Consider the following 11,399-nt stretch of genomic DNA (forward strand, 5'->3'; position numbering starts at 1 on the left):
CGAGCCTTTTTGTCAGAGAAGGCGTCAATCTTCCCTCTGTTTCAAACGCAAAGTTTGACAAAGCCGAATTGTATATTGCAAAAAGCAAAAATGATATAAAGAAATATTTCAACAGCGACCCTGCCGTGATCAGTGATTTTGTAAAGCTTAATCAAGAGGCTCACGCTAAAAAGGATGATTCCGGCACTTTATCTGCGAGCTTCAGCAGGTCAGGGACAGACTATGTTGTTCATCTTTACAGCAGTGAATTCCCCGAAATATATGTTTACGCCGGAACCATGTTCTACGCTGAAAACGGAGCAATGGGTATGCTCTGCCCCGACCTTTCAATCACCAAATTCGTTTTGATCCCTGTTCCGGACAATGTTACAAGTGATTTGACTTCTCTGCAAAACGGCACTCTTGTCGGGAAATGGACAAATTCAAGTTCTCAGCAATAAAATGCTTGCAATAATGAAAACATTTGTGTATAATATTAAAGCACGCTGCCGAGAAGACAGAAGTTCTGACCGACATATTCTTAAAATATGGCAGCATTGGTCAGACTAAAGACAATTTACAATCCACGCAAACTGTAATAAAATGCGGTTTGCGACATATGCGGGTGTGGCGGAATTGGCAGACGCGCTAGACTTAGGATCTAGTGGGCTCCCCGTGCAGGTTCAAGTCCTGTCACCCGCACCATGTCGAGTGTTCATAACGACACTGAACATTCCGTGAATAGGAGTAACCGAAAGGTTGCTCCTATTTTCGTCTATCCAGCTTTCCGTGTGATGTACTCAACCGCCACGCCCTGTCGAGTGTCCATGGTCACACTCTGCGGCAGCGCCATAACTTGCGGCATATCCAGAACGCCCACGAAGTTGTAGTAGATTTCAAGCTGTTGCGTCTTGTTTCTGCCGATGCCTTGCGCCTGATGAACGACAATCTTTTCAATCAACTCGTTCACAATGGTAGGGGTAAGTTCCTTAATTTCCGTGTATTTGCGCACTGTCCGCAAAAAGTTGGCCGCGCTACTCTTGTGCCGCTTTTCCGCGTCAATCTCCGCTTGCAGAGCGGAGATTTTCTTTTTGAGCGCAATCTGCTCGTCATCGTAGCGTTTGGTAATCATCATGAACCGCTCGTCCGAGAGCTTGCCGCTGGCGTTGTCCTCATATGTTTTGGTGAAAAGCGCGTCAAGCTCATGACAACGGCCATTTGCGTTTTCGCTTTTCATCCCCCTTCCCGCGCCTGTTTTCGTTGATTTTTTCAGTTGTCATGCGGTTTCCTCCTTTGTTCAGACATGAAAAAAGGGCCTGATTTTTCAATCAGACCCCCACAGGGAAATGTTTTCCCTCCCTTCGACTTCGGGCCAACTTGGCCCGAAGTGACCGTTACCATACAAAAACACCGCCTATAGTCTCACTAAGGCGGTGCTTTTGTCGTGCATAATTTAATATTGAAAATGTTCGCTATATCTAATGTAGTAGTCTACATGTTTACATTAGATATTGATTATACTTTAGCTATAGCATATCAAAGTGGAGGACAGTAGTGTGATTAAACTGAACGTACTAGAACTCTTAGCACAACAAGGAAACACAAAATATTGGCTTTATAAGCAGATGAATATGAGTTATCAAAATTTCGATCGAATGATCAATAATCAGACACGATCTATTCGTTATGAAAACATCGAGATTTTATGTCAACTATTGAAATGTACACCGAATGAATTATTTACTATTCAAACAGAACAAGGCACTATTAAAAACAATAGAGGTGAAAATACACATGGACATCAGAATACTGAATCCTGCTAGCCAACCTTCAGGTGAATTCCGGATACTTCAGTGGCTTGAGGACTGTTTTGCAAGTCAAAAGTATTCCCATTGTAAATTTGCTGTTGCTTTTGCCCATGCAATACCATTTTACAAACTTGGAATACAGATTTCAAATTGGAAATTGGCAGGTAAAACAATAGAAGCAATTTTTGGAATAGACTTGCATGGTACAAGTCGTCAAGCACTGGATTATGCACTTAGTACTTTTGACAGAACGTTTGTCGTTAACACCAGGGCTTCAACATTTCACCCCAAATTATACATATTTTACGGGGAATCCGAAGCCACGGTTTACTATGGTTCTAGTAATTTTACCGTTGGTGGATTAGAAACAAATTTTGAAGGCGGCATCATACTGCGCCTTGATTTGCCAGAAGATAAGTCGGTACTTGAACAAGCAGAAAATACATTCGCTGCCTTGTTGCCAGAAAAATTGTCATGCTCTGTTAAGTTAACACCCGAAATTCTTATTAAGTTGCAAAACAGCAAGGTATTATTAGATGAATCCTTACCTAAACGAGGAAAAGCGAATGAAGAAACAGTATGCAGAGCTCTAAAAAACGCGGGAGATAATGTTTTAGCAGATGTATTTGGAAGTTATAAGGTAAAGCCTGCTAAAACCATTCCCAAGGCTATGATGAATGCAAAAGATGAAACAAAAAAGGGTACAAAGGCACCCAACAAATCTCTAATTGCAAGAGCCCCAATTGTAAGTGGGCTTATCATGCAAATTGCACCACATAAAAACGGAGAAATACATTTAAGTAAAATTGCAGTTGACCAAAATCCGAACTTCTTTGGATTTCCTTTTTCCGGGAAAACCACGCCCAAAAAAGCATCAAATGCTGCATATCCTCAGAGAGTGCCTGATCCAGTTGTAAACATTGAAGTATATGATGATTCCGGAAAACTGGTTCATAGCGAATCGTTGTATAATCTTAATACTATTTACTACACGGCAAAATCAGAAATACGAATTACCATCACTCCAAGTATCTTATCAGGCCTTTCAATAGAATCAAGCGATGAATACCCGATTCTCGTGATGTCAGAATCCTTGGAAACCTCTTGCGATTATGATTTGACATTCTATGCACCTGGTAGCAAAGAATATATAACTTATGTAAGCATGTGTAATCAACAACTCCCATCTGGTGGTAAGTCTACACCAAGAAAGATGGGCTGGTTTTAATGGATGAAAGCCATTATTAATTACAGCAGTACTTCAATTATACTATTTTTTTAAAAATCAAAATATTGTTTTCTATAATAGAATTTCCAATGTGCTTGTAGTTCTCTCGTGTCACTGTAATTGGTATATCATAGACTAACTCCCATCCTAACGCTCTACCTGTTTCCCTTAGAATTTTAGTTGTAGAGATTATTACCAATCCTTCTCCTGTTGTTGTCTTAGTATCACCGATTACTATACAGATATAACCGTTTCGTTTTACTACCATATTTAGATTTGTAAAAACGCATGTCATGTCATTAAAGTACATGTATAGCAGTGCGGCCATATTTTTCCTTCTAAATCCAACTTCATTATTGCTATTTTCATTATGGACTTTTTGAATCAAAAGCCACGCACTTTCAGAAATAATGAAATTAAAATTTTGCTCTTCAATGAGTCTCTCATAATAGTCACGCGTACCTTTTTTAATCTCTCGCGTACCAGTCATTTCGGCCTCGATCGGAGTACGAAGAGAAGCCGTTAAGCCATCTAAAACCAATAAATTGAGACGATTGGTATCAATATAAGGAAGAGCTGTAGCATATGGGGGACTAGTAATTACAAGATCTACACTATTCGGTTTAATGGAATTAAACAAATCTTGGTTTTTAGAATTACCTTGCCAAGCTCGTGCTTCATAAAGTGTGCAAGGAGCCAAGTTGCGTATCCTTGCAAATTGCAAAACCCGCTCTTTCTGTGTTGCAATCCCTTGTAGCAACATGTCAAATACAGGCGCATCTTGGAGTGGAGTGGAACGCCGCCTAATACGAAGGTCGCTTGGCTCTTGTTGGGAAATATCTCTAATAATTGAGCTTAATATCACTCTAACGAATCGTTTAATTCTATCATCAGGAATATTCTCAACTTGCCGAACTATATAGCCCATTTTACTTACAACCGGAGCGGGAAACCAACTTTGAATTTCCGGGAGAGCCACAGACGAAAAAGCATTACTATAATCAATTGTTGCATTATATGTAGATAAACTTCCAACAAATGAAGATATCTGTCGTTCAAACTCATATGGTTCGGTAAAAATAATCTCGTTTTTTGTACGAGCGATTTCTACTGCAATAGGATTTATATCACAACCGTATGCTCTGTAACCATTTAATGCAGCCTCAAGGAGTATCGTACCACTACCGCAAAATGGATCAAACACCACACCTTCCAGGGGCGTACCTAATATACTCAATAGAGGTTTGACTAACTGTGGATAAAATTTTCCCTTGTATGGATGAATACCATGTGTTACATATTTGGGATCTTTATGTGTGACCTCGTCAATCTGATTACCGTTTTCTAAAATCGCCTGCCACGTTTTAAAATCACAAGTTTCAATTTGATAACCTCTATAGAAAGTTAGATTTCTTAAACAGCTAATTCTGTTTGAAGGCATTGATAATTTATTAGAATCAGGGGTACCACATACAGCATCTTTTTCCATGTCACTAATAACTTTTTCATAAGGCCACATTTTATAGGCAACTGGAATTAAAGTAACGTCTATATTAGTATCTGGTTTTTTCAATACTAATATCTGTTCATTTTTTGCCCTCCGTGCAGCACTTTGAACAGAGCGCTTCGTATCATGAATTGGTCTGTCGACGATAGTAATTGTTTTAAAGCCTATAGATTCCGCTAATTTACTAATGTGATCTGCTGTCTTGTATAGAATACCATTAAAAATAGCGTCACCTAATATAAAAACAGCATATTTTCCGGCTTTAAGCGCTTTATAACAATTTTCTAGGACAGGAAGCATTTCATGCTCAAATTCTTCAAAACCTTTATGCTTCTTTTGATATTTTAGATGCGAACCTATTTCGGCCTTTTCCATGGTTCTAGGATCACCATCTAGCCAGAAAATGCGAAAGCGATGGTACAAATGATAATCAAAAGCATTCGGGTATGGTGGTGAAGTAATAACAAAATCTATTTCGGAATTTTTGATAGGTTTCTGTAGACCTACAATATTTTCTGTAACACTAGTTGTGATAAATTTAGATTGCTTAAATCCCAATAGTTTACTCAGAGCTTTTATTTTTGATAAGTTTTCTTCCAAGTCCTTTATGAACAACTTAAGCGTAAATAGTGCAGGAACATTTTTTTCTTTTGCACTATATCGAGTTTCACTTTCTTGGTTAGATACTCTCGTAATTAGCTTGGACAAGGAAGCTTTAGCAATAGTTTGCGTAATATTCTGAGTCAAATGTGTGCAAATTTGATGCTTAATAAAGCTAAGTTCACATATTACAGTTTCTGAAAACCATTTGTTAATATTGGGGATATCGGGTATCTGAATACTGATTTCCTTTTGATGCGTTAAAACATAATTTTTCAAATACTGTTCATTAGAAGAATATTGTGATATTGAAGCAATAAATTTCTTAATTTCTATTTCATCTTGCTGTGTAAGTGTAGCAGTTTTAGCTTTTCCTATAATCTCCCCTATAGGATTAATATCAGTGCTTATACACTGTCGATTAGAAAGTAATGCCTCTAAGGCCGTCGTTCCACTTCCACCAAAAGGATCCCATATCATTTCTCCACATTGACTAAACAGCTTGATTAGAGTTTCTGGTAGCTGGGGAATGAACTTTGCCGGATATGGATGAATATCATGCGACAGATATGTAGTATCATTATTAGTAAAGCTCCAGTCAATGGAATGAATTGTGTCGCATATTTGTTCATCCGTTGAATCACCAATATACTTAAAACTCGGATCGCTTCGACTACTTTTACTAGCGGGTTGGTTTATCTCTGACAAGTAGTTCTTTAATATATCATTAGCTTTGATATTCGCTTTTCTCATATCGTTACCCCCAAAATTCTGGGATAATTATATCATGTCCCAGAATTATTGGCAAGCGTTATTGCATACTAAAACAGATCGCGCCTATATTCTGCGTGATTTTATGCACAATACGCAGAGTCGGATAATTGTTTATACTTCTGGCATTGCACAAAGCTATGGGTATAATGATATTAAAAAGGGCCTGATTTTTCAATCAGACCCGGCTGAAAATCGGCATCCTCCCTTCAACTTCGGGCCAACTTAACCCGAAGTGATTGCTGCCTACTCAAAAGCGTCGTCCATAGTCTTATTTGGACGGCGCTTTGTTTGCTAATTATAATGCTTATTGTAATATTCATTTGCCTGATGCCGAAAACCTTTATTTTATGCGGGTTCCCGAGTTTGTCGTTATGAACACTCGTACCATAAGAAATTCATGTAACAGGATTCAAACTGTTACATGAATTTTTTTTGATATATTATTGATAACGAAACATTAACACTTTATTTGCACAGTGCAAAAGAAGGGCGTAAATATAACATCTTACAAGAAAACAATACGGTTTGTTTTGAAATGGCTTGTGAAGGGAAACTGGGCCACATCTCCAATCCTTGCAATTCGGGTTATTACTTTGAAAGTGTGCTTGGATTTGATGAGGTTGAGTTTATTGAAGATGTTGATGAAAAATGCAAGGTACTTAATCTTTTTGTAAAGTATCAATCTGGTCAGAATTTTGTTTTTACTGAAAAACAAGCAAACAGTGTGTGCGTCTATAAAATAATTTCGAGAGACTTTACAGGAAAGAGAAAGCTCGACCCAAATGAGCACATAATGTAGATGGACTTTGGATCTACCAATTGCTGCAAGGCTTTCTTTATCCATTGGTTTTCGGGGTTCAGTTTCAACCCTACTGCCGCTCCAAAATCTGTAAGGCTCTGCTATTCATCCCGTTCATCGAGCCTCACTCCAAATACATGCTTTTATGCGCTATTTCGGCGTTTTCCATGCATTTATTATTTTTGAGGCTCATTGTCTTGCTATTACTTTACTTATTGATTGTTCAGCAGAGATTAAATTCATTGTTTGTTAAATAAGAGTTCGAATCTTCTGTCAAAATTCAAAGATATTGATTTGGTAAACACATGAATTTTTTCTTTTTATATGGTAGGTTTTCTAATGTAATGCTTCAGATTATTTATAATCTGCCGAAAGGATACATATGACGGAAAAAAAGTACCCATTTAAGACAATTAGCGTTTACTGTTTGATTTTCTATATTTCCTGGACTCTATATGAGTTGTATGGAAGCTCGGCAATTGGAAATATGCTGGGGAATGAATGGATATCGCAAATTGTAAAGAGCGGTTTAATCAAAAATTTAGTTTGGACGCTTCCGGCATGGCTGCTAGCAAGACATTATCAACCGGTAATGTACGTGAAGGCAAAAGAAATGTTTCGCTCGAAACTCCATTGGCAAAAGTACCTGCCGATTTACGCCGCTTTTGTTGTTTACCTTGGCGTGGGAGATTTTATTATAAATGGCTCCGTTGCTATAAGTCCGGAGTTTAATGCAACTCAGCTTATCACTGTCCTTTTTGTCGGAATTACAGAAGAAATGGTATTTCGAGGATGGCTGTTAAACGCAACAATAACCGAAAAACGAAAATGGAGCGCTATACTAATAAATGCTGCCATGTTTTTGCTGATTCACTTTCCACGATGGTTTTACGATGGTATTTTCATTACATCCTTTACAAGTTTGGGGTTCATATCAATCCTTGCATTGAGTGTTATATTCAGTTGGACATTTATTAAAAGCAAAAATTTGCTTTTGCCTATTACTTTGCATATGTTATGGGATTTATTAATGTTTCTATTATATTAATACAGATTATGAGCATAATGTACCAACAAAAACATTGACTGGTCTTTTACAGGGTTCCATCTCGAAGTCTATTCTTATATTGTAGTGAGGGTTCAAATCCAACTTAAATACTCGAAGATATCGATTTTGGTAATAAAACACAAAAATCGGGTACTTCGCATGAAAAATGCGGAGTGTCCGATTTTTTTGTAACACTCCGGATTTGAACCGGGAAAGTCACGGCCAGCGGCACCAACCGTTGCACTGGAGGCAATTTGCACCCTTCACATTTGTGGAGGGTGTTTTGCTTTGTGCCCGCGGCTTGCTCCCCGCAGGGGCCGAACAAAGTGAGGTGTACTCATTTTTGAAATGTGCCAGGTTTGAACCTGGGTTCAAGAGCCTTTTACGTAAAGGATATTTTGTCGGTATTGTACTCGACCCGCATCTCTTCCTTTTTCAAATCGATGGGGATATGCTGCGTTTCGGTCAGAATGCTCTTATAGACGTCGACGTCATAAAGGATTTTCTTTTTTTTCATATGGTCATAGACCTCGGTGCTGATAGGAAGCCGGAGCGTTTCCATTTTGCCATTCGTTTCCCGCTCAATCACAAGGTCTTCATACTGAACAGGCAGCGTAAACATCTCGTCTTTCAGATAAGTATCCCTGTGAATAACTACTTTGCCGTGGCTGATAAAATTATTTATGATGTCGAGCTGCTCTTTTTTGAGTTCAAATCCGTTTTCCATACATTATCTCCTGTTAATAAAAGCACCTCCAGGACCGGAGGTGCTTTACGTTTAAAAGAATCCTTTGTCCTTGTCCGGTTCATCCTTGTCAAGCTCATCCCGTACGATGTTAGGGTCGCCGTCCGTGTGAACCCTGGCTTCTTCGCGCCTGATTGATTCATCTATATGGCGATCTTCCTCGACGGCTTGCTTGCGCGCATTTACCTCACCGACAATGACGGTGTGTTTACCTACGTCGACGCGCTCTTCTGACACGGGAATATGAATCTTTTCCTCGTGTCCAATGGGTTCGTCGCTGAGCTTGTGATCAACTGCTTTCCTGTCTATTACAACTTCTTCATGCGTAACGGGAACGTCGACAATCTGGCGCTCTGTCACAATATCCTTACTCAACTCCACATCTCCAACCTTGTCGAGATGCTTGGCAATGTCGAGTTCTTCCTTTTTGAGCTGAATTTTATTTTCGTCTGTGACCTTCTTTTTTGATTTTTTAACATCATCAAAAAATAAACCCATTTATAACCCCTCCTTAAAAAAGTGGTCATTTATAAATTTCCCTTTTGAGAATCGTTTATCCTTATAAATGACTGTCAAAACCATCATGATTTTCAAAAAATAAAAAAGAACGAAAAAGATTATTCCATAGGAAACGCTGAATAAAGCAGTTCTAAGAAAATATGATTCAATGGCAAAAGGACGTCTTGTGGTCACGAAACGCCCTCAGAATATCGCTTGTTTCTTCACTTTTTAACGTAAATACTGCTGTTCGGCTGCCCGGAATGCCTTGATTTTACTGGATTTGTGCTGTAAATCCAGTAAGAACACACGCACCAACAGTAAAAAGCACTTATCTTAGCCATTTATGGCAAATATGCAAATAGATGAGCTTATTTTTTTGTATCCTGAAATGAAAAGTATGTTCAAGAAATCTTCAAAAAAGATATAAATTTTGGAGTTTACATGATAATTTCTACGTCAACATCGTAATATCTTTTTTGACCAGACTTGCCAATAAAAAATCCATGTAACAGGATTTGAACTGTCACATGGATTTTTTGTTATTGATACGGTTAGATTTGTGCTATAATCTTGTCAGATTATTAAACTAAATTAGTATTTAAGAACACAAGTGATATCCGCCTGATGCTATAAGAATAAGGAACAGCATTTTTTAAAAGGAAGTGGTGAAATTGCCTGCAAAGAATCGTTTTGCCTCTGTACAAAGCAAAAATATAAATTGTATAGAGGAGTGCATGGTAAATGAATAAATTAAATAAACCAGTCATAACAAATGAGACCATTAAAGCAATGGAGGACATGTCCTTTTTTACCCATTCGCTAATTTTTGATGACATACTTATTGTTGCCCAAAAAGAAACAAACTGCTTTGTATTGAAAACGAATGATGGGTTGATTATCATTGATGCCATTTGGCCTGCAAAAGAAGCATTTGATGCAATAGTAGCCGCCATAGAGGATGTAGGATGGAATCCCAATGCGATCAAAAAACTGGTTTTGACGCATGGTCACGTTGATCATACAGGATGCGGAAAGTGGTTTGTTGAACAATACAATGCTGACACGTACCTCTCAAAAGTAGATGATATTTTCTGGCAGGAACGTCCAGCAAAACCAGAACGGTCAGAAACATGGAAAGACTACAATATTGACCATTATCTTCTGGATGGAGATACAATAACATTAGGTGAAAAGACGTTATACGTCTACAGCACACCCGGTCATACGCCGGGATGCATGAGTTATATATTCCCCGTAAAAGAAAACGGAGATAATCATATGGCAGCCTTGTGGGGAGGAACTACACCTCCGAGGACAAAGGCCGAAGTGAGACAATACATGAAATCATTGGATTACTTCGTTGACGCGGCAATGTTGAAAAATGTAGATGTGGCTTTAAGTAATCACACGGCAATAGACAATGGCCTGGAACGTATTGAATACTCCAGAAAACGCTATTCCTATATGCCTAATATCTATATAATCGGATCGGATGGATTTCAAAAATACTGTCAGGTCTTTCGGACATTGAGCAAAGAAATGTTGGAAAGATTATGAGCTTTATACCAATTCATCGAACTTTGATTTGTTCCTAAAGGTATGTATATTAATGCATTAATTTGTATTACAAGAGTTCGAATCCACTGTAAAATTCAATGAGGGAATGAACCAGCACATGGAGTTTTTATGATGTCACGTATGACCCCAACCATGTAGCTTTAAGGTATTCCGGTAGACCCCCATAGAGAGAAAAACCGTTGCGCATTTTCGCGGGCAAAGTGATCATGGGCATCAAAGAAGCGCTGCTCAGCTTTCTAAATATTGCATCATTGCATTACCGATAAAAAAAGGACTTTTCGGATTTATTTCCGAAAAGTCCTTTTTTTATTTTCTAAACTGAGTGGCTTTCAAAATATTCAAGGATTTTTTCGGTTTGATCAAGGTAGTTGTCTGGCACATCGCATGCACGCATAGCTTCAATTATATGAAGATAAGCTTCCCTTTCAGATTTCAAATGTTCCTCCTGCGCGAGCTTTCCTTCTTCCGTAACCTCAAGTGCATAGGATCGGCGGTCATTTTTGTTGATGACACGCTGTAAAAACCCCAGTTCTTCCAGCTTATCGACAACGCCAGTCATGGTGCTTTTTGATACCTGAAGTTGTTCACTGATATCGCGCATAATCATCTGCGGATTATTGCAAAGCAGGCTCAAAGCAGATATTTCAATTTTGGAAAGTCTCTTGATTCTATGAAAGAATTTTTCATCGTATTTCTCATTCAATCTTACTATCCGGTGTGAAATTTGGTATACCCGCTCCAAAAGGGGCTCAGTGAGGATGTCTTTTCGCATATTATGATCCTCCTTTTCGCTTATTACAAAAAATTATAACACAAGACGGACTGTAATGGA

At 38.4% G+C, this 11,399-nt stretch carries 11 protein-coding genes and 1 tRNA gene; 7 read left to right on the forward strand and 5 right to left on the reverse strand.

The window, feature by feature from the left end:
* Together Q8865_02010 and Q8865_02015 are read left to right on the forward strand one after the other, a co-directional pair.
* The coding region (locus Q8865_02010; protein MDP4152204.1) for a hypothetical protein at positions 1-440 on the forward strand (440 nt) is incomplete at its 5' end.
* 160 nt (positions 441-600) lie between these two features.
* Positions 601-684 (forward strand) — tRNA-Leu (locus tag Q8865_02015).
* 70 nt (positions 685-754) lie between these two features.
* Here Q8865_02015 and Q8865_02020 read toward each other — a convergent pair.
* Complete coding sequence (locus Q8865_02020; GenBank protein MDP4152205.1) at positions 755-1,216, reverse strand: DUF4368 domain-containing protein; 462 nt, start codon at positions 1,214-1,216, stop codon at positions 755-757.
* Between the two features lie 394 nt (positions 1,217-1,610).
* Here Q8865_02020 and Q8865_02025 point away from each other — a divergent pair, with 394 nt between their 5' ends.
* Both Q8865_02025 and Q8865_02030 read left to right on the forward strand, forming a co-directional pair.
* The gene (locus Q8865_02025) at positions 1,611-1,802 is read left to right on the forward strand and encodes a helix-turn-helix transcriptional regulator (protein MDP4152206.1); all 192 of its coding nucleotides are present in this window, start codon (positions 1,611-1,613) and stop codon (positions 1,800-1,802) included.
* Complete coding sequence (locus Q8865_02030) at positions 1,711-3,015, forward strand: phospholipase D family protein (protein MDP4152207.1); 1,305 nt, start codon at positions 1,711-1,713, stop codon at positions 3,013-3,015. The genes Q8865_02025 and Q8865_02030 overlap by 92 nt, the downstream gene beginning before the upstream one ends.
* Before the next feature lie 37 nt (positions 3,016-3,052).
* On the opposite strand, the gene Q8865_02035 is transcribed toward Q8865_02030, so the two are convergent.
* Positions 3,053-5,875 carry a DNA methyltransferase gene (locus Q8865_02035; protein ID MDP4152208.1) on the reverse strand — a complete coding sequence of 941 codons (2,823 nt, stop codon included), beginning with the start codon at positions 5,873-5,875 and terminating at the stop codon, positions 3,053-3,055.
* A gap of 490 nt (positions 5,876-6,365) precedes the next feature.
* Here Q8865_02035 and Q8865_02040 point away from each other — a divergent pair, with 490 nt between their 5' ends.
* Complete coding sequence (locus tag Q8865_02040) at positions 6,366-6,695, forward strand: hypothetical protein (GenBank protein ID MDP4152209.1); 330 nt, start codon at positions 6,366-6,368, stop codon at positions 6,693-6,695.
* Positions 6,696-7,077: 382 nt separating this feature from the next.
* Entirely contained in the window at positions 7,078-7,743 is a 666-nt protein-coding gene (locus Q8865_02045; protein ID MDP4152210.1) for a CPBP family intramembrane metalloprotease, read from the forward strand.
* Positions 7,744-8,125: 382 nt separating this feature from the next.
* On the opposite strand, the gene Q8865_02050 is transcribed toward Q8865_02045, so the two are convergent.
* Entirely contained in the window at positions 8,126-8,470 is a 345-nt protein-coding gene (locus Q8865_02050; GenBank protein MDP4152211.1) for a YsnF/AvaK domain-containing protein, read from the reverse strand.
* Between the two features lie 51 nt (positions 8,471-8,521).
* Positions 8,522-8,986, reverse strand: a complete 465-nt coding sequence (locus Q8865_02055; GenBank protein ID MDP4152212.1) for a YsnF/AvaK domain-containing protein — start codon at positions 8,984-8,986, stop codon at positions 8,522-8,524.
* A gap of 744 nt (positions 8,987-9,730) precedes the next feature.
* Here Q8865_02055 and Q8865_02060 point away from each other — a divergent pair.
* Positions 9,731-10,546, forward strand: coding sequence for an MBL fold metallo-hydrolase (locus Q8865_02060; protein MDP4152213.1), 816 nt, complete (start codon positions 9,731-9,733; stop codon positions 10,544-10,546).
* 334 nt (positions 10,547-10,880) lie between these two features.
* Here the strand turns inward: Q8865_02060 and Q8865_02065 are convergent, their stop codons facing one another.
* Positions 10,881-11,339, reverse strand: coding sequence for a MarR family transcriptional regulator (locus Q8865_02065; protein MDP4152214.1), 459 nt, complete (start codon positions 11,337-11,339; stop codon positions 10,881-10,883).
* Between the last annotated feature and the right edge of the window lie 60 nt (positions 11,340-11,399).

It is taken from the genome of Bacillota bacterium (assembly GCA_030705925.1).
Taxonomy (GTDB): Bacteria; Bacillota; Clostridia; order Oscillospirales; family Feifaniaceae; genus JAUZPM01.